The 24819-nt window shown below is 56.3% G+C and carries 23 protein-coding genes and 1 pseudogene; 19 read left to right on the top strand and 5 right to left on the bottom strand.

Annotated features, from left to right (window positions below):
* Nucleotides 1–77: 77 nt before the first annotated feature.
* Together CSC3H3_RS01460 and CSC3H3_RS01455 are read right to left on the bottom strand one after the other, a co-directional pair.
* Entirely contained in the window at nucleotides 78–1859 is a 1782-nt protein-coding gene (locus CSC3H3_RS01460) for a TRAP transporter permease (RefSeq protein ID WP_101269932.1), read from the bottom strand.
* Nucleotides 1860–1937: 78 nt separating this feature from the next.
* Nucleotides 1938–2903 carry a TAXI family TRAP transporter solute-binding subunit gene (locus tag CSC3H3_RS01455; protein WP_215907545.1) on the bottom strand — a complete coding sequence of 322 codons (966 nt, stop codon included), beginning with the start codon at nucleotides 2901–2903 and terminating at the stop codon, nucleotides 1938–1940.
* Nucleotides 2904–3419: 516 nt separating this feature from the next.
* On the opposite strand from CSC3H3_RS01455, the gene CSC3H3_RS01450 reads away from it, so the two are divergent.
* Nucleotides 3420–4793 (top strand): MFS transporter, encoded by a 1374-nt coding sequence (locus CSC3H3_RS01450; protein ID WP_101286050.1) that lies wholly within the window; start codon nucleotides 3420–3422, stop codon nucleotides 4791–4793.
* Nucleotides 4794–5058: 265 nt separating this feature from the next.
* Entirely contained in the window at nucleotides 5059–7251 is a 2193-nt protein-coding gene (locus CSC3H3_RS01445; protein ID WP_101283251.1) for a malate synthase G, read from the top strand.
* Nucleotides 7252–7331: 80 nt separating this feature from the next.
* Here CSC3H3_RS01445 and map read toward each other — a convergent pair whose 3' ends face one another.
* Entirely contained in the window at nucleotides 7332–8084 is a 753-nt protein-coding gene (gene map, locus CSC3H3_RS01440; RefSeq protein ID WP_101286049.1) for a type I methionyl aminopeptidase, read from the bottom strand.
* 174 nt (nucleotides 8085–8258) lie between these two features.
* Between map and CSC3H3_RS01435 the strand changes: the two genes are divergently transcribed.
* Entirely contained in the window at nucleotides 8259–8900 is a 642-nt protein-coding gene (locus CSC3H3_RS01435; RefSeq protein WP_245881228.1) for a trimeric intracellular cation channel family protein, read from the top strand.
* A 334-nt stretch (nucleotides 8901–9234) separates the two neighbouring features.
* Entirely contained in the window at nucleotides 9235–10416 is a 1182-nt protein-coding gene (locus CSC3H3_RS01430) for a fumarylacetoacetate hydrolase family protein (RefSeq protein ID WP_101283249.1), read from the top strand.
* Nucleotides 10417–10538: 122 nt separating this feature from the next.
* Here the strand turns inward: CSC3H3_RS01430 and CSC3H3_RS01425 are convergent, their stop codons facing one another.
* Nucleotides 10539–11339 (bottom strand): SapC family protein, encoded by an 801-nt coding sequence (locus CSC3H3_RS01425; protein ID WP_245881227.1) that lies wholly within the window; start codon nucleotides 11337–11339, stop codon nucleotides 10539–10541.
* A gap of 792 nt (nucleotides 11340–12131) precedes the next feature.
* Between CSC3H3_RS01425 and CSC3H3_RS01420 the strand changes: the two are divergent.
* The 9 genes and pseudogenes from CSC3H3_RS01420 to CSC3H3_RS01380 all read left to right on the top strand — a co-directional run.
* Nucleotides 12132–12557, top strand: a pseudogene (locus CSC3H3_RS01420) (TraK family protein); the annotation flags it as partial.
* Nucleotides 12558–12799: 242 nt separating this feature from the next.
* Nucleotides 12800–13006 carry a helix-turn-helix domain-containing protein gene (locus CSC3H3_RS01415; protein ID WP_101283245.1) on the top strand — a complete coding sequence of 69 codons (207 nt, stop codon included), beginning with the start codon at nucleotides 12800–12802 and terminating at the stop codon, nucleotides 13004–13006.
* A gap of 13 nt (nucleotides 13007–13019) precedes the next feature.
* Nucleotides 13020–13763: a P-loop NTPase family protein gene (locus tag CSC3H3_RS01410; protein WP_101283243.1), complete on the top strand. Its 744-nt coding sequence runs from the start codon at nucleotides 13020–13022 to the stop codon at nucleotides 13761–13763.
* A complete protein-coding gene (locus tag CSC3H3_RS01405; protein WP_101283241.1) occupies nucleotides 13763–14203 on the top strand; it encodes a hypothetical protein in 441 nt (146 codons plus the stop codon). The genes CSC3H3_RS01410 and CSC3H3_RS01405 overlap by 1 nt, the downstream gene beginning before the upstream one ends.
* A gap of 35 nt (nucleotides 14204–14238) precedes the next feature.
* Nucleotides 14239–14556 carry a TrbC/VirB2 family protein gene (locus CSC3H3_RS01400; RefSeq protein WP_101283239.1) on the top strand — a complete coding sequence of 106 codons (318 nt, stop codon included), beginning with the start codon at nucleotides 14239–14241 and terminating at the stop codon, nucleotides 14554–14556.
* Between the two features lie 2 nt (nucleotides 14557–14558).
* Complete coding sequence (locus CSC3H3_RS01395; RefSeq protein WP_101283237.1) at nucleotides 14559–14861, top strand: hypothetical protein; 303 nt, start codon at nucleotides 14559–14561, stop codon at nucleotides 14859–14861.
* On the top strand, nucleotides 14858–17242 hold the full coding sequence (locus tag CSC3H3_RS01390; protein ID WP_101283235.1) for a VirB4 family type IV secretion system protein: 2385 nt from the start codon (nucleotides 14858–14860) through the stop codon (nucleotides 17240–17242). Before CSC3H3_RS01395 ends, CSC3H3_RS01390 begins: the two co-directional genes overlap by 4 nt.
* Nucleotides 17224–17475 carry a hypothetical protein gene (locus tag CSC3H3_RS01385; RefSeq protein ID WP_157831797.1) on the top strand — a complete coding sequence of 84 codons (252 nt, stop codon included), beginning with the start codon at nucleotides 17224–17226 and terminating at the stop codon, nucleotides 17473–17475. The genes CSC3H3_RS01390 and CSC3H3_RS01385 overlap by 19 nt, the downstream gene beginning before the upstream one ends.
* Entirely contained in the window at nucleotides 17472–18350 is an 879-nt protein-coding gene (locus CSC3H3_RS01380; RefSeq protein ID WP_101283231.1) for a hypothetical protein, read from the top strand. Before CSC3H3_RS01385 ends, CSC3H3_RS01380 begins: the two co-directional genes overlap by 4 nt.
* A gap of 20 nt (nucleotides 18351–18370) precedes the next feature.
* On the opposite strand, the gene CSC3H3_RS01375 is transcribed toward CSC3H3_RS01380, so the two are convergent.
* Nucleotides 18371–18898, bottom strand: coding sequence for a hypothetical protein (locus CSC3H3_RS01375; protein WP_157831796.1), 528 nt, complete (start codon nucleotides 18896–18898; stop codon nucleotides 18371–18373).
* Between the two features lie 22 nt (nucleotides 18899–18920).
* Between CSC3H3_RS01375 and CSC3H3_RS01370 the strand changes: the two genes are divergently transcribed.
* From CSC3H3_RS01370 to CSC3H3_RS24940, 6 genes are read left to right on the top strand one after another with little or no spacing between them, the layout of a single operon-like run.
* Nucleotides 18921–20015: a hypothetical protein gene (locus CSC3H3_RS01370; protein ID WP_157831795.1), complete on the top strand. Its 1095-nt coding sequence runs from the start codon at nucleotides 18921–18923 to the stop codon at nucleotides 20013–20015.
* Entirely contained in the window at nucleotides 20012–20374 is a 363-nt protein-coding gene (locus CSC3H3_RS01365) for a hypothetical protein (protein ID WP_101283225.1), read from the top strand. Before CSC3H3_RS01370 ends, CSC3H3_RS01365 begins: the two co-directional genes overlap by 4 nt.
* Entirely contained in the window at nucleotides 20371–20553 is a 183-nt protein-coding gene (locus CSC3H3_RS01360; RefSeq protein WP_101283224.1) for a hypothetical protein, read from the top strand. The genes CSC3H3_RS01365 and CSC3H3_RS01360 overlap by 4 nt, the downstream gene beginning before the upstream one ends.
* Nucleotides 20541–21278 carry a VirB8/TrbF family protein gene (locus CSC3H3_RS01355; protein WP_101283222.1) on the top strand — a complete coding sequence of 246 codons (738 nt, stop codon included), beginning with the start codon at nucleotides 20541–20543 and terminating at the stop codon, nucleotides 21276–21278. The genes CSC3H3_RS01360 and CSC3H3_RS01355 overlap by 13 nt, the downstream gene beginning before the upstream one ends.
* A gap of 5 nt (nucleotides 21279–21283) precedes the next feature.
* Nucleotides 21284–22990: a TrbG/VirB9 family P-type conjugative transfer protein gene (locus CSC3H3_RS01350; RefSeq protein WP_101283220.1), complete on the top strand. Its 1707-nt coding sequence runs from the start codon at nucleotides 21284–21286 to the stop codon at nucleotides 22988–22990.
* Entirely contained in the window at nucleotides 22990–24714 is a 1725-nt protein-coding gene (locus CSC3H3_RS24940) for a TraB/TrbI/VirB10 family type IV secretion system protein (protein ID WP_245881226.1), read from the top strand. Before CSC3H3_RS01350 ends, CSC3H3_RS24940 begins: the two co-directional genes overlap by 1 nt.
* Nucleotides 24715–24819 lie beyond the last annotated feature (105 nt).

Below are 24819 nucleotides of genomic sequence, written 5' to 3'. Positions count from 1 at the left end.
ATCCCTTTTTATTTTGGCCCAATACCATCATGAAGCACACAGCAACATGGATGCAGGCAAAAACAGGCCCGGATTATTTAAAACCCGAACAGGAATGTAATCGCGCCACCCACTGCAATTAACGCAATGCGCAGCGGCCAGATGCGCGGGGAAATAATACCAAAGGAAATGGCACCCAGCCCCACCGCCACCTTAAGCGACGCACCCAGGGCAAAAACCGGGTTGCTTCCCAGCAGCAAAAGTGACGGATTGGCAACCATGGCCAGGGGCACCAGATAAAGCCCGACACCAAGCGACATCGCCGTTCCGGCAACTTTCAGCCAGTTTTCCTCGACCATGCCCGCAGCAATGAAAACAGCCCCACAAACCGGCGGCGTAATGGTTGAAAGCAGGGCAAACCAGAACACAAACAAATGCGCCTGCAAGGGTTCAAGCCCCAATTCACCCAAGGCAGGCCCGGCAACCGATACGCAAATAACATAAGCCGCCGTTGTTGGTACTTCCATACCCAGAACAAGGCAGGCCACCGCCGTTAACAGCAAAGCAGGCCATAACATGCCCCCGGCACCGGACAGCAGAAGCGAGGTAATTTTAACACCAAGCCCGGTCAGGCCCAGCACGCCGATAACGATGGAGGCGCACAGAATGATCGAAGCGATCATGGAAATCTGACGCCCGGCATTCAGGCACACATCAATGAAACGATCCCGGCTGCGGCGCAGATCAAAAGTCAGCCCGGCATCAAAAAACAGCAGGATCGCACCGGCCAGAAGGGCAATGCAGGCCGCATATTGTGGCGTATAACCGCCCCCGAACATGCCCCACAGCAAAATGGTAAAGGGCACCAGGAAAAAGGCCGATGTAATGACCACTGCGCGCATTGTGGGGCGGTCTTCATCGGGAAGACCGGGCAAATCATATCGCCCGGCATAGGCATTAATACCAATCCAGACAGCCAGAAAATAAAGGATCGCCGGAGGCAGTGCCGCCACCATGATTTCCGAATAGGGATGACCGGTCAGTTCGACCATCACAAAGGCACCCGCGCCCATCAAAGGCGGCATGATCTGCCCGCCCGATGATGCCACGGCCTCGACTGCGGCCGCCAGCCGCTTGGGATAGCCCAGCCGCGTCATGGCAGGCAGGGTAATGGCCCCGGTCGATGCCACATTGGCCGATGCCGACCCGGAAATGGACCCAAAAAGAGCTGATGAAATAACCGATACCTTGGCCGCCCCGCCGCTTAGCCGGCCAGCGGCGGCACCAGCCACATTCATAAAGCCCTGGCCAGCCTCACCGGCATTAAGGACCGCACCAAAAATAACAAAGATGGCAACGATGCTGACCGAAACGCCGGTCAGACTGCCCCAAAGGCCGCCTTCGGCAATGGTCAGGGTGCCCAGCATGCTTTCAACTGGCAATCCGCCATGGCCGAATTCACCGGGAATATACTGCCCCCAAAACCCGTATAGCAGCGCCAGACTGGCCACCAGTGGCAATGGCCAGCCAATGGCCCGGCGCGCCATTTCCAGAACGGTCACCAGCAGCGCCAGCGAGACGATGATCTGGAAATTATCGGTCAGAAAACCGTATTGATCGGAAAGCTCACTGTGATGCCAGGCAATCCAGATGCAGCCAAACAGGCCCACCGCCGTAAAGATGGTGCCGGTAATGCGTTGCAGCGGTGTTTTCGCCACAAAAATCAGCGCCCAGGGCAACGCCAGCGCCATATGCAGCGGCCGGCTGACCAGATTGGGCACCAGACCCGAAAAAATCAGCCACAAATGAAAGACGATGGAAAGGGCGCCAAGGGTGATCCAGACCCAACGGGCCAGACCGGGGCTTACAGCAGATTGCATGACATTCCTGAAACAGAAGGCCCGGCATGGCGCAAATCGACATACCGGGCCGCAAGGGCAGATAACGTTTAAATACGCTTATTTTTGGTCGTCACGAACCGGGAAACCAGCTTCGGTGTAGTAACGCAAAGCACCGGGATGGATTTTGCCTTTGATATTGGCAAGCATTTCCGGGCTGACACCTTTCCACCACTGGGCGTCCTGGCCCATTTTGGCTTTCTGGTCCCAATAGGTTTTGGTCAGGGCATAGGCGGTATCGTCATCCATGGCCGTGGTGGCATAGGCAATCACGGAAAGCGAGGATGTGTGGATATCCGCTGTCTGGCCGTTATAGGTGCCTGCCGGAATAACCGCGAGGTCACGACCGGTTTTTGCGATCTGATCATCGCTTAACGACAGAACTTTCACGTCCATGCCGGCTGCGGCTTCGATCACGTTTGGCGCAGGCCAGGACCCGGCCGTTACGAATGCATCGATCTGACCGTTTTTAAGGGCGGCAACCGCGTTGGAAAGCTCGGCGCTGGCAAGCTTTACCTTGTCCTGCAGGCCAAACAGTTCCAGATATTTTTCGCCTTCTTTCGCACCAAAGGACCCTTTGCCCAGCAGCACCGATTTGCCTGCCAGGTCATCAAAGCTTTCAATGCCTTTATCGGCACGGGCGACAAAATGCATGGTCAGGGACGGAATCGGAAACAGTGCGCGGATTTCGGCAAATTTTTCGGTCGGGCGGCCTTTGAACGGACCCGTACCTTCCTTGGCCGACGCAACCAGTGCGGGCGGCGATGTAAACATATAGTTGCCCGGGCGAACCGATGCTTCCATCACGTTCTGTACCGAACCCTGGCTTTCTTCGACGGTAACGATGATATCGCCATTGGTGCCGGTTTTGGTGGCTTCGGCAAACTGGGCGGCCATCTGATAATAGGATGACGCCGATTTTGCCGATTTCAGGGTTACACGTGTTTCAGCCTGTGCTGCGGTGCTTAATCCGCCAAGCAGGCTCATGCCTGCGGCCAGAACACCGATTGTGCGCAATATTTTCAAGGTATCCTCCCGTTTTTTCGGCCAGCCCCGTAAACTTCTTTCTGGCCGTTTAAATCTGTGCTGCGCAAAATTCCGCCTGAAAAACGGATCAATGCCGCAAAATTCAACCAATTCCCGATCATAGAAAGCATCCAAAGGGCAAAGGTCAAGTAACTTGTCGGCATGGCCCATGCCGGGTTGAAACAGGCAATTTCATATTGGCTTGTGCCCCTGCATCCGGGGCACTGCACCCAACCCAACCCGTGATTGCCTGGCACGGGAATTCCACGATTTTTAATCGCAGCGGGTTTTCGTGCCATGGTTGCGAATTGAACGCTGGTATTTGGATAAAAAATGCCCTATGTGCGGGCTACCACGTTACAGTGGTTCAAACCCGTTTCCAGGAGACGGTCGGGAACACCCCGAAAGAACACACGTTCCTGAAAAGCTTTTACGTTTTACCCGGTCCGATTGACAGGTTGCCTGTCGATCCGGCAGGGTATTTGTCCACTTATCGCAACGCCTTAGAGGTTGGCCATGCCGCGTTCGCCCCTCGCGCTGATAGTTGCCCTATCCGCGACCCTTTTTGCAGCCTTCACCCTGAATTCGGGGTCGTCGCTGCAATCGTCGCTGCTGGCTCTGCGCGCTTCATCCGAAGGCTTCGCACCGATCTATACCGGTATCATCATGGCCTCGTATTATTCGGGCTTTGTTGGCGGGATCATCTGGGGTGCGTCGCTTGTGAACCGGGTGGGGCATATTCGCACCTTTGCCGCCCTGGCCTCCACCGGTTCGGCCATTACGCTGTTGCATGCGGTATTTGTGGACCCCATCACCTGGTCACTGTTTCGCGCCATGACCGGCCTTTGCCTGTCGGGCCTTTATCTGGTGGTCGAAAGCTGGCTGAACGAACAGGTCGATAACAATTCCCGGGGTGCCATGATGGCATCCTATATGACGGTGTCGCTGGGCGGTCTGGCACTGGGCCAGCTTATGCTTAACCTCTCGCCCATTTCCGGGTTTGAGCTGTTTACCCTGGCATCCGTCCTGCTGTCACTGTCGCTGGTTCCCATTGCGCTGACGCGCCAGCCGCCCCCCTCGGCGGTCAGTGGCGAACGCATGAAACTGAAACGCCTGTTTAAGATTTCGCCATTAGGTTTTGTTGGCGCGGCAGGCAGTGGTGTGTTTTCCGGGGCCATTTATGGTGTCGGCCCGGTTTTTGCTGCCGATCTGGGCCTGCCAACGGCCAGTATCGCGACCTTCATGTTTTTCGTCATTCTGGGTGGCATGATCCTGCAATGGCCGATCGGGCGTGCATCCGACATGGTGCCACGCCAATATGTGCTGATCGCCCTTTTGGTCGGGCTGATTTTTACCGGCCTGGTCCCCTATGTGATGCCCGATCTTATTCGCGATAACCTTTCTGTCTGGGGCGCGATACTGGGTGTTTTCACCATGCCGATCTATGCGCTATCGGTCGCCTATGTGAATGACTACCTCACCCCCGATGATTTTGTGCCTGCCAGTGGCGCACTTTTGATCGTCTATGGCGGGTCTGCTGCCTTCGGGCCGATTGTCGGCTCGCTGTTTCTGGATTATTTCGGGCCGTGGGGCCTGCCGCTGCTGTTTGCGATTGTTGCCTTTGGCATGGCGGTGTTTGCCACCTACCGTGCCGGTTTTGGCCGCCGTATTACGCTGGAAGAACAGGGCACCTTTGTTGCCGTACCGCGCACAACACCGATGGTGACCGAACTTTCGCCGCTGGGTGATGAAATCCAGACCGAGGATGACACCACCCCAATTGATGAAGCTACCCTGGCTGAGGAAATCATCAAGGATGATGTCCCGCGCGAGGATGAAGATGAAACCCCATCATCTGATGACCCGGCAACGCCCAAAACCGGAAACTAAGATTTGCCAACGGCCCCTTGATGACGCAAGGGGCCGTTTTTGTGTGCGCGAAAACACTTCGACAAACGTTCTGTAAATTCCCTGCAAATTTTAAGTGTGGCATTCGGGACCCTTTCGCCTAATTGAACGTTTTCCATAATGCGGAAAACATCCCACGGATTTGAAAGCTATGGTGGACCCGGGGTGGGGCTGGCACCTATGCTATGGCCAGACAGTCAGGCAGGAACAACGCCTGCAACATCCATGATCACTGGCGAGAGGAAACATGACCCAAAGAATCAGCAAAGGTAGCCTGCAGATTGCAACCGTGTTGCACGATCTGGTGGCAAACGAAGTCCTTCCGGGTACCGGAGTGGACGCAGACGCGTTCTGGGCATCGTTTGAAAAGCTGGTAAGCGAGCTTGGCCCGCGCAACAAAGCCCTTTTGGCCAAACGCGATGAATTGCAGGCCAAAATTGACGAATGGCACCTGTCGCGCCGCGATCAGGCCCGCGACCCCGCCGCCTACAAGGATTTCCTTGCCGAAATTGGCTATCTGCTGCCTGAAGGCGAAGATTTTTACATCACCACCACCAATGTAGACCCCGAAATTGCCCGTGTGGCCGGGCCGCAATTGGTCGTGCCGGTGATGAATGCGCGTTATGCCCTTAACGCCGCTAATGCCCGCTGGGGCAGCCTTTATGACGCGCTTTATGGCACCGATGTCATTGACGAGGCCGATGGCAGGGAAAAAGGCAAAGCATTTAATGCCAAGCGTGGCGCAGCCGTTATTGCCTATGCCGCCGATTTCCTGGACCATGCCGCACCGCTGGCAAATGGCGCGCATAATGATGTTGTCAAATATGAAGTCCGCGATAATGGTGCGGGCTGGTGGGCATTGCAGGCAACCCTGAAAGACGGCACCGAAACCGCCCTGGCCCAGCCTTCGCAGTTTATCGGCTTTAACGAAAAAGACGATGCCGTCAGCGCCATTTTGCTGCGCAATCATGGCCTGCATATCGAAATTTCAATTGATCCGACCCATTTCATCGGCAAGGACCACCCGGCCCATGTGGCCGATGTGATTATGGAATCCGCTCTGACGACGATCCAGGATTGCGAGGATTCCATTGCCGCGGTTGATGCCGAAGACAAAACCCTTGTTTACCGCAACCTTCTGGGCCTTATGAAAGGCACGCTTGAGGAACGCTTTGAAAAAGGTGGCAAAACCCTGACCCGCCGCCTGAATGCGGATCGCACCTATCAGGCATTTGACGGCCAGGAAATTACTTTGCCCGGCCGCAGCCTGATGCTGGTGCGCAATGTCGGCCATCTGATGACCACCGATGCCGTGCTGGATGGGAATGGCAACGAAGTCCCCGAAGGTTTCCTTGATGCCATGATGACCGCCGTCATTGCCAAGCATGACCTGGAAGGCAACAGCAGCGTTTCCAATTCCCGCATGGGCAGCATTTATATCGTAAAGCCGAAAATGCATGGCCCCGAAGAAGTCCAGCTGACCAGCGACCTGTTTGCCTTTGCCGAAGAAGCAGCGGGTCTTGCGCCGCAAACCCTTAAAGTCGGCATCATGGACGAGGAACGCCGCACCACGGTCAACCTCAAGGAATGCATCCGTGCCGCACAGGACCGGGTTGTGTTTATCAATACCGGCTTTTTGGACCGTACCGGTGATGAAATCCATACCAGCATGGAAGCCGGGCCGGTTGTGCGCAAGGAAGCCATGAAGGACCAGTACTGGATTCAGGCTTACGAAAACTGGAATGTTGATGTCGGCCTTGAATGCGGCATGAAGGGCATTGCCCAGATCGGCAAGGGCATGTGGGCAAAACCGGACCGTATGGCTGAAATGATGGATGCCAAAATCGGCCATCCGAAGGCTGGCGCCAATTGCGCCTGGGTGCCTTCGCCCACGGCGGCCACCCTGCATGCGATGCATTACCACAAGGTCGATGTACGCGCCGTACAGGATGAAGTCGGCAAGCGTGAACGTGCCAGCCTGGATGACATTCTTGCCATTCCGCGCCTGGGTGACCAGCACCCGATGCGCAGCGAAATCCAGGCAGAGCTTGATAACAATGCCCAGGGTATTCTGGGCTATGTTGTGCGCTGGATTGATGCCGGTGTGGGTTGCTCCAAGGTGCCCGATATCAACAATGTCGGCCTGATGGAAGACCGCGCAACATTGCGTATTTCCAGCCAGCATATCGCCAACTGGCTGCATCACGGCCTGTGCGACGAAGCCCAGGTGATGGAAACCATGAAACGCATGGCCGCCATCGTTGACCAGCAAAATGCCGGCGACCCTGACTATCGCAACATGGCGCCCGATTTCGACAATAGCGTTGCCTTCCAGGCCGCTTGTGACCTTGTCTTCAAAGGCCGCGAACAGCCCAACGGTTATACCGAACCCGTCCTTCACGCCCGCCGCCGCGAAGCCAAGGCAAAATACGGCGCGTAAGGTACGCTTCCCGTCACACAAAAATGCCCCGCAGCCTATGCTGCGGGGCATTTTTCATGCTCCAACCAGATAACATCGCATCAGGTCAGGATTTCGTATCCATTCGGCGTGACAACAACGCTATGTTCATATTGCACTGTTGGTGCGCCGGTATCGGCATATAACGTCCAGCCATCATCCTTGTCTTCGGTTGCCCATTCCGATCCCAGCGACAAAAACGGCTCGATGGTGATGACCTGGCCCTTTTTAAGGGTGCGGCGTTCGCGTGGTTCATCCCAGGTGGCAATGGTTTTGGGGTCTTCGTGCAGGGAACGGCCCACGCCGTGGCTCGCCAGATTGCGGATCAGGGTATAGCCATTTTTACGGGCGAAATTTTCAACCGTCAGGCCAATTTCCCGCAAAGGCGCACCATGGCGCACTGTCTGCACGGCGCGCATCATCACTTTTTTGCCATCGCGGCACAGTTTTTCAATTTCAGGCCGGCTGGCCTCAAATCCGCCCAGCACAAAACTGGCCCCGGTATCGGCGAAATACCCGTCCAGCGATGCCGAAACATCAACATTCACCAGGTCCCCGCGCTGCAACACCCGCGGGCCGGGAATACCATGCGCCACCACTTCATTGACGCTGATACAGGTGGCACCGGGGAAATTATATTCCCCTTCCGGGGCGGAAATGGCACCGGCACGGTCCATCATCGCCCGGCCGATATCATCCAGCTCGGCCGTTGTCATGCCGGGTTCGGCAGCGACACACATGGCATCGCGAATATCGCCGCACAAACGCCCGATACGGCGCATGGCGACAAGGTCCTGTTCGTTTTTGATCGTCATGCATTGGCTATGCGATGTTGCCGGGGCAAAGTCAAGAATGCAGCCTGCGCCAAACGATGCTTGCCCCTGCAAAAATCACACTGGCGAACATCGGGCAGCGCTTTATGCTAAAAAGGGAAACGTCCTAAAACCCCAAATCCTAAAACCCCAAAAACATGGCAACGGATAAAAATCATGATCATGACCATGACCGACATGACCTACTGGCTGGAGCTGACCGGTGTTGCCGTTTTTGCCGTTACGGGCGCGCTCGAGGCCTCCCGCCGGCAGATGGATATTGTCGGCTTTATCCTGATTGCCACCTTTACCGGCATTGGCGGCGGCACCGTGCGCGACGTGATTACCGGTGAAACCCCGGTTTTCTGGATCCGCGATACGGCCTGGATCATCACCTGTATTGGCAGCGCGGTTGTGGTTTATTTCACCGCCCACCTGCTTGAACGGCGCTATGTCGCCCTGCTGTGGCTTGATGCATTGGGGCTGGCGATGTTTGGCGTTACCGGGGCAGCCATTGGCCTTAACCTTAATGTTTCACCGCTGGTTGCCATTATCCTGGGCACAATCAGTGCCACCTTTGGCGGTATGGTGCGCGATGTGGTCTGTAATGAATTACCGCTTATCCTGCGCCCGGAAATTTACATTACCTGTGCCCTGCTTGGTGCGACCATCTATACAGTGGGAGCTGCTATTCTGGAACTGCCCAAACAGCCCGTCGCCCTGGTAGCATTTTTATGCGCCTTTGCCCTGCGGGCTGCGGCTCTTAAATTCCGGCTCAGCTTCCCGGTCTATCGCGCCCGACCTGGCCGCGAATATTAATGGTTCCACGTGCCTGATACCGGCCAATAACCGACTCTCCCTGCTTATGGCTGCATCGGCGCGGAGCTGTTTGGCCTCATGCTCTGAAAACAGGAAAGGCTGGCAACCGGCTTGCGTCAGCCCTATGCCAGCAGCGCAGTTTGCCCGAAAAAGGCAGGAAAAGTGGCCTCCCGGCCCCCGCTTTTCCACCTTTTGAAAAATGATTCGGTATTTTATTGATAAAACACATTTTCCGTGATGTAGTCGCCCAAGCCATTTGCGGGCGGGCGCATCTACACGGCACCGGCTGTGCCCCCGCATTCTGACCCCAATGACAAAATAACAGGCCAGTTTAATGCTTGAACAATCGATGAACGCCCAGGACATTCTGCCGCACGACAGCGCCGCCGCCCTTTTGATTGGCCGGGTATGGGACCCGCGCGCCAATGGTCCGACGCCGGTTTTGCTGGTCAATGGTACATTGCGTGATATCAGCGTCCTTGCCCCGACCACAAGCCAGCTTCTGGAACGCGAAGACCTGTTGGCACAGCTTGCCAATGCCGATAATTTTCCGGTCATCGGTAATCTTGACGATATTCTTGCCAACAGCACGCCAGACAGTGATCTGGCCAAAATGCATTTTCTGGCCCCCAACGATGTTCAGGCGGTAAAAGCCAGTGGCGTTACCTTTGTTTCCAGCCTGTTGGAACGCGTGATCGAGGAACAGGCCCGTGGTGATTCCTCCAAGGCCGATCAGATCCGCCGCGAAATCACCGAGATCATTGGCGAAGACCTCTCGCAAATTCAGCCGGGCTCGGACAAAGCTGCCGACATTAAAAAGGTACTGCTCGAAAAGGGTGCCTGGTCGCAATATCTGGAAGTGGGCATTGGCCCGGATGCCGAAATTTTCACCAAGGCCCCGCCCATGTCATCGGTTGGCCAGGGGGCGAATGTCGGCCTGCATCCGATTTCACACTGGAACAACCCGGAACCGGAACTTGTCCTTGCTGTCACGTCGACCGGCCGCATTGTTGGTGCGACGCTGGGCAATGACGTCAATCTTCGCGATGTTGAAGGTCGCTCTGCCCTGCTGCTCGGCAAGGCCAAGGACAATAATGGCTCCTGCGCAATCGGCCCGTTCATCCGCCTGTTTGATGGCAGCTTTACCCTTGAAAATGTCAAATCGGCTGATATCGCCCTGACCATTGATGGCGAAGATGGCTTTCATCTTGAAGGTGTCAGCTCGATGAGCAAAATCAGCCGCTCGCCCGAAAGCCTGGTCGGGCAGGCAATTGGCAAACATCACCAATATCCCGATGGCTTCATGCTGTTTCTGGGCACCATGTTTGCCCCGGTTCAGGATCGCGGTGCCAAGGGGGCGGGCTTTACCCATGAAACCGGCGATATCGTCAAAATCTCGACCCCACAACTGGGTGCGCTGATCAACCGTGTCGACCGCTCCGATAAAATCAGCCCCTGGACCTTTGGCATCACTGCACTGATGTCCAATCTCGCCCAGCGTGGGCTGCTGGGTTAAGAAATCCCGGCTTCCAAATCCGATCCAAATGCACAAAACCCCGGCGCCAGCATTGGCCCGGGGTTTTGTTTATTCATTTCCTGCGCAAAGGCGGCTCAAAGCCCCTCCGCCCAGAAGACAGCCTAGTTTGCGTTCTTCATTGCCGTGCGTTCGACCAGGGCATTCCAGTTGCCATTGGAAATGAAATGGCAATAAACCAGATGCAGCCAGCCGCGTTTGCGCCATGCGAGGAAGGTTTCATCATCGAGCGCGTTAAACTTGGCTTCATCGATGATCTTGAAGCCCGACAGGCTCAGCTTGCGGCCGTCGGCCAGCGTTGCATCAGCCCGGTTTTCAACCAGAAGGTCGGCTTCGGCAACGGCCTTCAAGAACTCGGCGGTTGCGGCGTAATGTGCCTGGTAATCACGGCAGAAATCCAGCGCACCCTGCGTCATCTTGGACGGCTCACCATCAACAAAGAACGGATTTTCCGTACCTTCGACAACGGTTTTTGCATCTTCATCGACACAAAGGGTGTATTGGCTTTTGTCTTCATTTTCAAAAAAGATGAAGGGATAACGGCGAATATAGGCCGGAACATAGGTGCCCGGGGTCCAATTGCCCTTGTCATCGACCATCACATTTTCAGATGCACGCAGGCCCAAAAGGGCGACCATCTGGGTCTGTGCCCCATCGGTAAACAGGATCGGATAATTCTTGCAGACCATCGGCAGTTCGGTTGCAACAACCGGCACCGAATTGGTGCCCGCAGCAAATGAAAAATCCGAAGTCGGGGTTAACGACATGTTGCCATGACGCTCTGCCAGAACCGCACGCGGCTTGCTGTAAAACAGCGGCAATGCACCAGCAGCAGGCGCTGCCGCAGTTGCTGCAGTTGCTGCACTTTTGGTTGCCGCGCCGTTCGTTTTGCTTTCCTTAGCCAAAATATCCTCACATCTTCCTAACGCCAGCCGAAAACGGCTGCTCAAAAACGGTCCGCAGTTCCTTCCCGTCTCTCTCGACCCGCATCGAAAGCCCCGATCGACAATCATATGTGCGCAGCAAACCTGCCGCAAACCATCCAACCGCCGCCCCTGACAGAACGCAACCGGGAAACGAACCTCCCTATACCTATTCTCAATACACGCCCGGTCCTTGCCGTTGCAACAGCTATCACTGAACGGAACGTCCCATTTTTACGGCGTGTCACCTTAACAAGAGTGCGCCTATGGCGGGATTTTTGTTGATTACGGGGTCCAGATTTTACAGCGGGCTACGCCCTTGCTGTGCCTGCGCAAGCAGTGCTTTGCTTGTCCTGAACAGTGAGCGCAACGCATACAGGCCACACCTACCAGACATTAAAAAAGCCCGCCTGGAGGGCGAGCTGGATGCTTCTTTGTGCTGTATGTGGAGAGATATCCGCAATCTGCGCGCGGCTTTGCCGTGCTCGACCTTCGAGCTAAAAGGTGCCACTGGCACCTTTTCCAAACGCTCTCAGCCTTCAGTTATGAGCCCAGGCCCGTAACACAGGAAGGTTGTCAGTTTAAAGATGGGCCCGGCGGCCTAAAACGACAAAACCCTGCCCGAAGGGCAGGGTTTGACGTTTTTGGTTGCGGGGGCAATCGCCGAATTTCGATTCAAACTTGCGGGGCCGGGTCATTAAACCCCAAAGAGACAAACTCTTAGCCCGCAACGAAGTGAAATCATAACCCTCTCTTTCTTGTCAAGTCGTTAAAGCTGACAAGAGGGACACCGTGATGAAATGGGGACAGGCCAAAATTGAATTTCTCGCACTGCGCGACGAAATTCACACCGCCCTAACCAATGGCAAAACAGCCAAGCGTATTCACGCCGAACTAAAATCCCAAAACCGTATCACCATGTCGCAACGGTCTTTCTATGACTGGTTGCGTCGTGAGCGTCTGGCACTATGTTCCCGCGCCAGTAAATTTGCGGCCACCACAGCGGCAGCCAAACAACCTCCCCCAAACCCTTCTGCCAAACCGTCCATCGAAAACCGTCCATCCGCCGGCCTCACGGCTGCGGGTCGCGATCCGATTGAAGGTTTTTTCGCGACAGAAAAACGAAGCTTTGACGACGCCTGGAATGGCGAACTCTCGGCTATCCCCTCCCCCCTCGACAAACAGGAAAACGAGCAATGAGCGCAGAAGTGCCATTAAGCGACAACGATCCGCCTGCCCTGCCTTCCCATCACCGCCGGGGATCGGACCTGGTCTGGTGATGCCTGAAGGATTGCCCCATTCGGCCCGTTACCCGGTTTGAAGACCGGGTCGGGCCACCAGCAATAGAGGACAGAACCATCGGGGACTTAAAACATGACCATTTTTACGCACGTCACTTCTGGAGCAATTCCGTCGCGCAACAGGCCGCAAAGGACGGAAGCGTGAGCTGGCAATCCGAACTCGTTGTGCTGACGTCGCGCCTGCGTAAAGCGCGGGTCAACAACGGACTAAGCCAATCTCAAGTCGCGAGCCAGCTAGGCATTTGCGAACGAAGCTACCGCGATTTCGAAGCTGGCAAGCGCGACCTTTCTTCAAGCCGACTTTTCAAACTCGCCCAGACATTGGGCATCCGCATTTTGATTTCCTAGGGAGCATTCCATAATGGCACTTATCAATATGACATTGCAGGGCAAAGGCGGTGTCGGCAAATCCTTCATTTCCAGCCTTCTGGCACAATATTACGTACCTCGCGTCGAAAGCCTGCAATGCTTTGATACCGATCCGGTCAACCAGACCTTTGCCGGATACAGTGCATTTCCAGTCGAAACCATCCGTCTGGGCGAACGGCAAGACGAAATCAACGCACGCTATTTCGATGCGCTAATCGAGAAAATCATCGAATTACCCGCAGATTCCGTGGTCGTCATTGACAACGGTGCTTCAACGTTCCTGCCTCTGCTGGGTTATCTGGTTGAAGCCCAGGCTTTTGATGTACTGCGGGAACTCGGTCACGAAATTCGGCTGCACACGATAATTACCGGTGGCCAGGCCGCGACAGACACCATTCAGGGCTTGGGGCAGATACTGACCCATCTACCAGAGCTTCCGATTGTTGTCTGGCTGAACGAGTATTTCGGGCGCATTGAACGCCACACGGCAAATGGCGACACCGAAAGTTTCGAGCAGTCCGGTCTCTATAAAAAGAACCGGGACCGCATTCACGCCCTGGTACGCCTGCCCGAAGTCCGTAAGGAAACGTTCGGGCATGACATCGAACAAATGATGCGGGTGCGTCTGACATTTGATGAAGCAAGCCAGTCAGCCGACTTTCCGATCATGGCCCGCCAGCGCCTGAAAATGACCTGGCGAACCATCCATCATTCAATGGAACAGGCAGTCCTGTAATGGCGGGCCCGCTTGACGATGCACCGCCGCCACCGGTGACGATGGACAGTATCGAGGAGCTGCGCACCTATCTGTGGCAGCAGCACCAGGTCACCGTCGATCACGATGATCCGGTGTTACTGGTTCATACCATCCTGCGCCTGTCGCTCGATGAACAGCGCCGGATCAATGACCAATATAACCGGGCCCTGTCGCAAACCGTGCGCGATGCCTCACAGGATTTCACCAAGGATGTCCTGACCGCGATTGATGCCTTCAAGGCTGAAGCCCTGGGCGATGTCGTGCGCGAACGCATCAAGACCATGAATGAAACGGCAGAAATGGCGGAAGACGCCATCCGCCAGTTCGCCCGCCTGCTGCGCACCCAGAAAATCCTGACCACGCTCAACATTCTCGCCGTCGTCTTTGTCGTCGGCGTGCTCAGTGCCCTGACCCTTTAAGCCCGATTTAACCCTGCATCCAAACCGAGGAAAACATGACTAAAAAAAACACCCTGACTTTGTGCTTTGTCGTAGCACTGGCCACTCTTGCTTTCAGCGATCCTGCTTTCGCCCAGACAAGCACGGCAACCGGATCCGAATGGTACGATCCGATCACCAGTCTCTTTGACAACATCCAGACCGGTGTTGGCAAAATCGGCACCATCATTATCGGCCTTGGCGTTATGTCACTGGGCGTGTGGGCCGGTTTTACGGGCCGTATGGACTGGGTGCGGGCCGGCATGATCGTTTTTGGCGGTGTACTGGTCACATCCGGTCCGGCAATTTCAGCGGCTTTGTTCGGCGGGTCCTGATCATGAAAGCCGGCAGCGCCGTTCTCACCCGCATTCAAAACCAGATGACCATGTTTGGTCTGCCCATGCCGCTGATGATGCTCAGTGTCGTCATCGGCGCACTGGGCCTGGTCGTGATGGTCCTTCTCGAAATCTTCTGGCTGATGCTCCCGACAATGGTGCTGGGCATTGCCGGGGCATGGATGTTCTTCATCCGCAAGACCAAGGACAACATGCATTTTGACCGGGAACTGTCGCTGCCGCCCCGCTTCTGGCGGGCAGGCCGCCACAACCGGTTGCTCAATGCCGGGAGGAAAGACAAATGATCTGGCCTTCCGTCCTTGCCACCTCCCTTGTCGCCACCATGGCCGGAGGCCTTGCGGTCCCCGCCAGCCGCCGCCTGCTCCTTGGCGATGTCAAATATGACTGGTTGCAGGACCAGCTTGAACTTGACTGCATCGAGAGTGATGCCGCCACGATACGCGGCAAGGATAACAGCCTGTCGCGCGTGTTTCGCTTCATTGGCACCTCTTACGATGCCAAGATCGAGGCCGAACAGGAAAACCTGCTGCAAGCCCGCTCGATCCTGGTTCACAAGCTGGGGCAGCTGGGGCTTAGCCTGCGCTGGTTTGGCATCAAGCGCAAACGCGCGATCAATGCCCGGGCAACCTGGCCAAATGCGCCTTTGCAGGAAGTCGGTGACGCCGAAGCCAAACAGTTTCGCTCCAGCTATTTTATCGACTGGTATCTGGTGATTACCGGCACGGCCATGCCGGCCCTGAATGAAGCCACCGACATTATTGATGCCGATGGCGCAAAATACGGGGTGGGCCTGCTGGCCAAAGCCCCGGACGGACAAAACTGTGAGCTGACCGGCTTTCTCAATGGTGTGGTCTGTGGCGAATATCGAGATGATCTTGCCCCGATCCCCCATGACATTTCTGGTGGGTTGCCCGCCAGTGATCTGAACTTTCACAAGGATAACGGGGTGATCCAGAGCTTCACCCCGACCGAGAAAGTCCAAAAGGTCATCACCGTGGCCAAATGGCCCGGCACGGTGACAGGCCAGATCATTAACGACATCATGAATCTCGATGGCGAGATTGAGATTTGCCAGATCTGTGATCCCTTTGATCAGCACAAGGCCCTGCTGTATCTCACCCGCCGTTTAAGCGGCGAACAGAGCGCTCTGTTTGGCAATGCCGAAGCCGCTGCGGAAACCGATGCCCTGATCGCGATGATCAATCAGGGGGATGCCACCCTGTTTGCCACCCAGTTTCTGATCATTGCCCGGGCGGATAACACGGTCAAACTCGACAATTTGCTGCGCAAAATCACCCGCAAACTGTCCAACCACCAGACCCTCTATCATGTTCAGGTGCGCGGGGCGCCGGTATGCTGGTTTAACCGTATTCCCGCCCGATCAAAGGCAAAGTTGATCCCCGGCGGACGGTTCATGTCCTCGCTTGAACTGCGCAGCGAGAATATTGCTGCCCTTTGGGCAATGCAGCATTCCGCCACCGGCCAGACGGAAAGCCCGCTGGGTCCTGCCCCGCTGCGCTGGTTTACCACCACCAGCGGGCAGGCCTATGCCGCCAATTTCCATGTCTTTAACAAAGCCAAGACGCTGGCGAACTTTCTGGTCTTTGCCCCGGCGGGCAGCGGTAAATCCACCCTGCTGATGCACCTTTTGAGCGGGGCAGCCAAGTTTGATCGCATCCGCTCCTTCATTCTCGATTCAAAAGAAGGCTCGCGCTTCATGGTCGAGGCCCTGGGCGGGCTTTACCAGTCCTATGAAAAGCTCTCGCTCAATCCGCTTGATGTTGGTGAAGACAATCCGGGCAATCGCGAACGCATCAATTTCATTCTCAAGGCAATGGCGGGCATTGACCTCGCCCCTGATGATCAGGAAGCGCTGAGCCATGCGATTGATCTGGCCTTCCAGATTGATCCGCCCAATCGCACGCTTAATGCGCTTTACCCTTACGCCTTTGCCAAACGCTCCGAACTACGCCGGGCCTTTTCGCAATGGGTAACGGACGACAAGGGCAATGCCGGACTGCGCAGCCATATCATGAATGCACCCCATGACAGTCTGGGCGGGATGCTGGGCCAGTCACATATGGTCGGCATCAATATGAATGAGGCGCTGAAGGATCCGTCGCTCGGTGCCCCGATTGTCGGCCATATCGCCGAGACCATCGCCAAATCGGTCGCGCCCAATTTGCGCGGCTTCATCATCCTGATCGAAGAAGCGGCCAATTTGTTGCGCAATCCCGGTTTTTGCGAACTCGCTGCTGAAATGTACCGGGAATATCGCAAGCTCAACGGCATTGTCGGCATGATCTTCCAGGACCCGGCAGCTTTGGTCAAAAGCGGCAAGGCGGAAGCCTTCATCGAAAACACGGCCGTTTTCATCTTCTTTCCCAATTCCAAGATCGATGATGAAAGCCTGGAGCCCTTCAATCTCAATGATGAACAGAAAGCGTTTGTGAAGGGCCGCACCCGGTCTGACGAGTTCAATGACCGCCGGGTTTTGATCATCAAGCGCGATGAAGTCAGCGGCTATGAAGAAAGTGCCATTCTCAATGTCGATCTTTCGCCATTGGGCGATCCGCTGCGCTTTTACCGCTCCGGTCCTGACGAAAACAAGCTGATGGAACAATTGCAAAAACAGTGGGGGGACGCATGGCGCAACCACCTCTAGGCATGCCTGCCTTTTGTCACAAGGCAGAGCCTCAAACCCCGATCAACATGGCCGTGCCCTGGGCCGATCTGGTGTTCCTTCTGGTCACCCTGACGGGTCTTGCCCTCACGGCCAGCCTTCTTCTGTTCGCCCCGGCGGCCGGCTTCCTGCTGCTTGGTCTGCAAGTACTCACCAGTCTGCTGGTCGGGCTGCGCTGTCTTTTTGTCTGTCGTTTTAAACGGGGGATGAAATGAACAGAAAACATCTGCGCATTCTCGCCGTTGCTGGCCTGCTTACCCTGACCAGCCTGCCGGCATCTGCCACCTATCCGGTGTTTGACGCCACCTCCTTTGCCAAGATCACCGAACAGTTCAACAAGCTGCAACAGCAGTTTGACGAGCTGATGAAACAAACCGACATTCTCGGCAAGATCAGCAAGACGGCACAGGACCAGATCAATGCCATTGGCAAGCTGGGACAGGTCGCCGTGCCAGTACTCAACCTTGCCAAACTCGGCCAGCAGATCAATCGCGATATTTCGTGTCTGCTGCCGGATTTTTCCAAGCTGATGCCGGGCGTCAATCTTGACGATGTGGACTGGAAAAGCATCTGTGCGCGGCGCTTCTTCTATAACTCCACCCTGTGGTTTGATCCCAGGGATCCCGATAGCTGGAAGTTTGGCGAAGAAGGCAGTCCTGACGACTGGGCCATGCCCGAAGGGGGTTCCTGGGGCGGTGAAGGCAACGAGCCCAACTGGAAAAACCCGGATAGCCCGGCTGAACAGCGGCTTTATTTTGCCGCCCGGTCCGCCGCGCGCAAGGCAACGGAAGAGCGTCGGGCGCAAATGGCGCGTGAGGCGATCAATACCGGTCTCGCCCAAGCCGACCGCACCTCGACCGAGTTGGCCGAGATCAACCAGGACATCATTGAAGAACTGGAATCACAAAGTGATCAGGCGATTGATGTAAAAACACTGCTTGCCACCCTGCTCAAAGCCTCCCTGCATCAAAGCCGTATTCAGGTGCAGCAGCAACAGCAAATGGCGCAGCTGATCCGCATTCAATCCAACATGTTGCTGCAGTTCCGTCCCGCCGGGGATGGCGGCGAACAGGAAGGAGGCGATGAATGAGGATCGCCTCTTTAAACAGTCTATTTTGTGCGCTGAATTCCTTGAAATTTCTTGGTATCGGCAGCCACCAATTCATCTGTACGCCAATCGGGCAGATCGAAACAATTATGCGTAAAAATGTTACGTTTAATTGTTGCACTACACGTCAGGCTTTTGGGAGCCACATTACCGGCAGCATTATTGAAAGAGCCATAAGCTCTTCCCGGCTGAATTTCTACAGCGGGTACCCAAACGCCATTATACGCCAAGTCCAGGTCATGCCCTTGCATAACCTCTTTGGCATTTGGCAGTTGCTCAATACGGGCAAGAACCTCCTCACGGGTACCATCAAAGACGCCCTTTTTCTGGGCTGCTTCATATTGCGTTCCCACACGAGCCCACTCTGCTTCCAACTGATCCCGTGTTTGCAAGTCAGTCCAAGTCTTTTTCGCATACGCAAAGTCAAAGAACTCGCTCTGCTTTGCGCATTTGTTGCACGCGGCATGTGCCGTGCTGGAAAAAGGCAGACACAGCATGGCTATTAACAATACCCCAGCAGAAACCGCCATCAGCTGCCTCATGTGCGATCCAATGCAGCGATATCTGGATGCCGCCGCCGGATATACCGATGCTTTAAGCAATGTGCTGACCACACCGATGGCAGTCATCTTTGGTTCTGTCGTCGCCATTTGGTTTATCGTCCACGGTATCAAGATGGTGATGGCTAAGTCCGATCTGCGAGGATTCTCGCATGAGTTGTTCTTCATCACAATAGGCGCGGGCCTTTTATCTGGCCAGGGCGCTATCCTCGTCAATCTGATCTACAACACTTCCCTTGCCACAATGGGGGGCGCTGCCAGCGTCGTGCTTGAAGCCGCTGCAACTGCAGGCGGTGAAACCAACAATCTGATCAGCCAAGCGGGTAAAGATTATGTCGGCATGACCCAACTGGTCTATGTCGCCGAAATCGGCTTTCGGGCCGTGCTTGGTATGGCCTTTGAAGTCTGGTCCGAGTTTTCGCTCGGCAATCTGATGGCCGGTGTTTATGGCGTTTTGATCGCCATTCCCTGGCTGCTCCTGATGATAATCTATTTCAGTCAGATCGCGGTCAGCATTTTCCGCGTCATGATGCTGGCCGCCCTCTCCCCCTATCTGATGATGGGCATCGGATTTGGCTGGAGCCAGGGCATGGTCATCCAGGCGCTCAAGTCACTGCTGGCCGCCTATATGGTGCTGTTTGGCGCCACCCTGGCCATCGGCCTGGTGCTCTATGCCGTCGCAGCCCTTAATCTTGACGGCTATGTCGATGCCTCGGGCGACCTTGAAGACATGAAGGTCATTGTCCCGGTAGTGCTGGGCTGGATGGGCTTTGCCTTTGTCACCGAGGCCACCGGCATGGCCAATTCCATCACCCAGTCGCAATTCACCAATTCTGCCGTGGCCGCCCTGACCGGTGGGGCACTTGCGACCGGCATGTCGATTTTCAAAAACGTCAAAAGCGGTCGCCTGCTTAATGCGGCACGCGGGGCCAGTGGCGCTGCCGCCAATGCCTTTGGCGCGGGCCAGTCCTTTTTCTCCGATCCCAAAGGCTCGGCTGACTCCTTTGCCGACCGGTTCAATGCCCATCGCGAACGGGTCGCCGAACGTCTCAAAAATCCAACATCACACAAAGGGTCCGGCAAATGACCATGCAAATCCTCCTGCGCCAATGCGGCCAGCGTGCCCGTCAAACCCTGCTGTTTTTGGCAAGCCTTCTCAAAAGCTACTGCCTGCTCGGACTGATCAGCTTTCACGTCATCCTGATCTGGTGGGCGGTTTTTGAGCCCGACATCCTGATCCAGACGATCAAGGCCTTGCAGGTCATTACCCCTGACCAGCTTTCCGGGATCATGCGCACCGCGCTTGCGATCTGGACGCAACTTTTTGTCCTCGGCCTTCTCTTCCTGCTGCTGCTGGGCGTGCTCCCCTTCTGGCCCGCACGCCCCAGCCGTCATTCAGACCCTCTTTCCGAGAACACCCCGAAATCCACAGGAGCCCCGCAATGAAACGCTTTCGCCCGATCCGTCTTGTCTGTTTTGTCACTGTCACCGCTTTGCTGGCAGGCTGTGCCTTTGATGACATCGAACTGCCCAAGGATGGCACCGGTGTCGATAAACTCAAGGAAAGCCCCTGTGTCTGTGATCCCGTCGAGTTCAATAGCGAGGGATACACATGGCGCGGCTAACCCTGAAGCGAAAGCGCAAGGACGCCCCGCCCCTTCCCAAAGGGCGTCATGCCAGCATCGCGGAAAACGACCCATACGGCTTTCAGGCCAGCCATCGCCGTCTCGCCTGGATGTGCCGCATGCTGACCGCCTCGGTCGTGGTGCTGGGTGCTGGCCAGGTGGTGTCATTGCAAACCATCTCGGCCCTGGTGCCGCTCAAGGAAAAGGAATTTGTCTTTGTCCGTACCTATGGCGCGGATGATCGCACCTATCAGATCGAACCGATCTCAAAGCAGGTCGATGGTTTTGATCTGTTCCTTGAAGCAACCGCCCGGCGCTTTATTCGCATTCTGCTGGCGATTGATCCTGTCACCCAGGAAGAACGGCTGCGCGAAGCCTCCAAGCTGTCGTCATTGGCCTATTGGGAACAGTTTCGCAAGGAACGGATTGCCACTGGCGAGTTGCGCGATGCACTGGATCGCGGGGTGGTGCGCAAGATCGATGTTGAGACCATCAACCGGGTGGCCAGCCTGACCGATGATTACAAGTTCGCCATCGATTTCATCCAGACCGACACGATCAATGGCCGCCCGCTGGGCCAGCCGCAGCGCCTGCGCGCTTACCTCTCGCTGATCACGCGCCCGCAACAGGATGTGCCGGTCGCAGAAAAATACACCAATCCCTTCGGCCTTACCGTGACCGGACTGGTCTTGCGCAAACGCAACCCGTCCGGCGCAGGAGAATAATTTTCATGAAAAACCGTCTTCGCAAATTCGCCTGGACTGTGGCACTGGCCACCCTGCTGGTTGCACTGGCTGCCGTTTTTGTCATCCATAATGCGCGCGCCCAAACCGCCGCGTTTACCTCCGGCCGGCCGCCCATGCCGGGACAGCGGCAAAATGGCAACAGCCAGGCCAATTCCGCAAATGCTGGCAACCAGCCAACAGATGCCGCCACACCGGCCAATCCGGCCCCGAAAGTGCCGACCATGCCGGTCCCTGATTCTGTCGTCAAACAGGCCAAGGACCAGGCCGAGGGCCGCTTTGGTCCCATGGTCCGCCCGCGTACCAGCGGCCAGATCCAGGATGCCTGGGATTATGCCGAGAAGAATGACGGGGTTTATGTCACCGATATGTGTGAAACCTGCACCTATCGGGTGCGGACCCGGGAATATCTCGTCACCCTGATCGAACTTCCGGCCGGTGAGGAAATCACCCGTATTGATGTCGGTGATCCGCGCAGCTGGTCGGTCAATAAACGCGATGAACGGCGCATTGCCATTCGTCCGGCCAGTTACGGCTATGACACCTCCATGATTGTTTATGGCGGGTCGGGCCATGTCTATCCCTTCTATCTGCGGGCAGAAGGGGTCAATTCCATCAATATGCCCGACCTTCTGGTGCGCCTGAAAGGCTCGGTCACAACCCGTGACGACATGACCGTGGCCATGGTCCGCCCGCAGCAACGCCTGCGCTATGGCAGCGGGGTACAGCAGACCAGATTGCAAAACGAAGCCGGGATTATCCTGCCTGATCCTGTCACCGGTCAATATCACGACATTCAGGAAATCCCGCTTGATAACCAGGGCAACCCGATCCAGTTGACCGGTCCCGATGGCACACCGCTTGAAAGCGACTATCAACCCCGTGTCACCGGCTATTACCAGGGCCGCCCGATCATTGAAAACATGCCAACCGGCACGGCTGACGCCCCTGGCAGCACCACCCGCCCCGATCTGGTCGCCGGACGGTTCGATCGCAACGGCAATCTAGTTGCCCCGCTTAACTATGATGGCAGCATGCCGGTTTTTAGCGATGAAACCGGCCAGATCATTACCCGGCAAACGGCTAATGGGGATGGAACGGCAGGTGAAACGACAGGCCAGACAACAGGCAATGCCGCGACTGGCAAAACCAGCTCCGGCGTCACAATCACCCGTACCAAAAACGGCATCGTTACCGGCCAGGGGCGCAGCTACAGCAATCAGCCGGTCGCCCGGATCGATACATCAGACACGGTATCGAACACACCGGACAACACTGCTTCAGGAACAGTCGCCAAATCTGCAACAAGCAATCCTGCAGGCGCTGACGACAGCGAGATGGCGAAAGCCGTTCATGATCTCAGTGATACCGATCCTGGCACGCCGAAGGACGATTTTATTGCCGATGCCGGCTTTGATCCCAACAAGCTGCGCGGCTGGGGGGATTATGACCTGTGGGGCGATGATGAACTGCGCCCGATCACGGTGTTTCGCGATGACTATTTTACCTATATCCGCTTTGGCGAGCGCTGGAAGGATCTTGAACTGCCGACCGCCTATGTCGTGGTCGATGGGTTGGACGAGCTGGTCAATACCCGCATCCAGGGTCACACCTATATTGTCGAAAGCACCCAGCGCCTGATCTCGCTTAAAAGCGGCAAGAAGTTCCTCTGCATTGAATATGAGGGGGACTGATGAGCACGGCATTTTGTGACATTGCCCTGGTACTCGGCCTGACCTTTGGTGGCACCTGTGCGGATCCGGGCGCGCTCAAAGCCCCGCCGCAACTTCCGGCGGATGACAAAACCGTGTGGGGCGTACCAAGCGCCCCACCGGCACCGCCCAAAGCGCCCGAACCGGCTCCGAGCTTCCCGCCGGTCGTGGTGACAAAGAAGGTTTATATCGAGCGTCCGGCACCACCTCCCCCGCCGCCTCCGGCTCCGGTCGTGCAACCGGCTCCGCCGCCAAAACCCGATCCTTACCGGCTGGCCCTTGAGGCTGCCTGGGCGCAAGCGGTGCCGGCCAACTGGCAGGTTGCGGGTTACAGCCAGCCCCCGGCTGCCCCGGGCCGCCCGGCACAGCGGGTCTCGCTCACACCCGGGCTGGGCGTTACACCGCAGCAAGACGAGAGCCTGTCGGTTTTTGTACCAGACATGGATCTGTCCAAAACTGGCAAAAGCACGGCCTCTGCGGGTCCATCCGCTTCCGGGCAAACTTCTGGCCTTTCGGCACCCGGCCCTTCTTCCCTGCCGTCATCACCTTCAGGTCAGCCGCTTAGCACGGACGGAATGGTGCCGGTCGGCAGCAATGGCGCTATCCCCAACACACCAGCTACGCGCGATGCATCTGGCACAGCCGTCCGGCTGGAGCCGGGTATGGGGACGACAGGTGAACAGGCTCCCAATGTACAAGCTGGTGACATTCCGATGTCGCTAGATCAGCCAGGCGGCATTCCCGGCAAGCCCGAGCAAGCTGGCCAGACGCAGACTCAGCCCCAGACCAATCCCGCAAATGGGGGCGCTGCAACGGTAAACGGCACAAAAGCGGCAACTGCCAACGGTCAACCAACCGGTACCGTGACCCAACCGGCTAACAACGGTTCGAGCCATTCACCAGCAACTGCGATCAACAATAACGGTGTTTCTGCGGGGGCAGACAGCGCAAACGGCTCTACCGATACCAGCAACCTTGCCGTGCCTGATCTCTCCAAAATGGATGAAGCCGCCCGCCCGGAACATATCCTCGATGCCAAAAAGATGGAGATCGAAGGCGATTATGAAGGCCCGCGCCGCACCTCCAGCCTGCCGGTCGATAACTCGCGTATTTTGACCGCGGATCGTTATATCCCGGTCCAGCTTGAAACCGGGATCAACAGCCAGGTCGGCGGCGAGGATACCGGCACGGTGGTTGTGCAAACCACGCGGGATGTTTTTGGCTATCACAGTCGCCTGGCGCTGTTGCCCAAAGGCTCGCGCCTGATCTGCAATTATATGCCGCCCGAGGATATGGGCAGTTCCCGTCTCGCCATGCAGTGCGAGCGGGTGCTGATTGCCGGGCACCGTGCTGAAATCCGCAATATCAAATCCCTTGTTGCCAATGCGCAAGGCCAGTTGGGCGCATCGGGCGAAGTGGACCGGCGCTTTATGGAACGCTATGGCAATGCGTTTCTTCTGACCGGCATTTCGACAGCGGTGCGCTATGCCGCCGCCTCGACCAAATCCGAAAGCAATGACGGCCAGGTCGCGACTGCCGCCTCGGAAAAAGCCGCCGAGGAACTGTCCAACAAATTTGGCGAGATCACCGCCAACATCCTCGAAGAAACCCTCTCTCTTAAACCCATCATCACCATTCCCCAGGGGACGCGCTTTCAGATCCGCCCCTCGATGGATGGTATATCGCCAAGGTGGAATAAGTCATGAAACCCATTTTGCCTGTTCTGTTATTCATTTGCGCCGGGCTGGCCGTAACCAGCCTGCCCGCTTCCGCCCAAAGCCCCGATGAAGATCTTGCAACGGCCGCGCTGC

This window comes from Thalassospira marina (assembly GCF_002844375.1).
Classification (GTDB): Bacteria; Pseudomonadota; Alphaproteobacteria; order Rhodospirillales; family Thalassospiraceae; genus Thalassospira; species Thalassospira marina.
This window is presented reverse-complemented; position numbering and strand designations above follow the sequence as displayed.